Raw genomic sequence first — 787 nt, forward strand, 5'->3', positions numbered from 1 at the left:
GGGAACCTCTCAAAACCCATCCGGTCCCTTGTTGATCGAGAACGCGTGCTCCATCCTTTGCCATGATCACTCCCCGTAGCGCCCTGAAGTTCGACCTGTTCGCTGAGGCCTCGCGCCAACACAAGAGAGATGAGGTGGGCGATCCGCTGCAGGTGATCGCGCGGCACATCGACTTCGCAGAACTGGCCCGGCTGGTGGATGCCTTGATCGAACGCGGGGATGGCCGCCGGGGCGGTCGGCCCGCCTACCCCACCGAGGTGATGGTGCGCATCCTGGTGTTGAAGCGGCTGTACAACCTGTCCGATGAGCAGATGGAGTATCAGTTGCTGGACCGGGGGAGCTACCAGCGGTTTTGCCTGTTGCAGGATGCGATGAACGTGCCGGACCGCAACACGATCTGGCGCTTTGGCGAGCGCCTTGGCGTGGGCGGGGCAACGGCCTTGTTCCAGGGGGTGGATGCCCAACTGCAGCGCCACGGCTACATCGCCCGGGGCGGGCAGGCCATCGATGCCACGCTGGTGCCCGCGCCCCGACAGCACATCGGCCAGCAGGAGCGGCGAACGCTGGCACAAGGCGGGCAGCCGGACTGGAGCCAAGCGCGACGCAGGCAAAAGGATGTGGAGGCCACGCACACGAAGAAGCACGGCAAAAGCCACTTCGGCTACAAGCTCAGCGTGAGCGTGGACCTCAAGCACGGCTTCATCCGCCGCCTCGCCACGGGCACGGCCAGCGAGCACGACGGGCACCACTTCGATGAGGTGCTGGACATGCACAACACCGGGCGGGC

General features: G+C 65.4%; 1 protein-coding gene. It reads left to right on the top strand.

All coding sequences use genetic code 11. The features are described 5' to 3' along the window. Window positions 1–65 precede the first annotated feature (65 nt). Window positions 66–787: IS5 family transposase (locus AVMA1855_RS26550; protein WP_284428013.1), on the top strand; the 722-nt coding region annotated here is incomplete at its 3' end.

The organism is Acidovorax sp. SUPP1855, from assembly GCF_030158955.1.
Taxonomy (GTDB): domain Bacteria; phylum Pseudomonadota; class Gammaproteobacteria; order Burkholderiales; family Burkholderiaceae_C; genus Paracidovorax.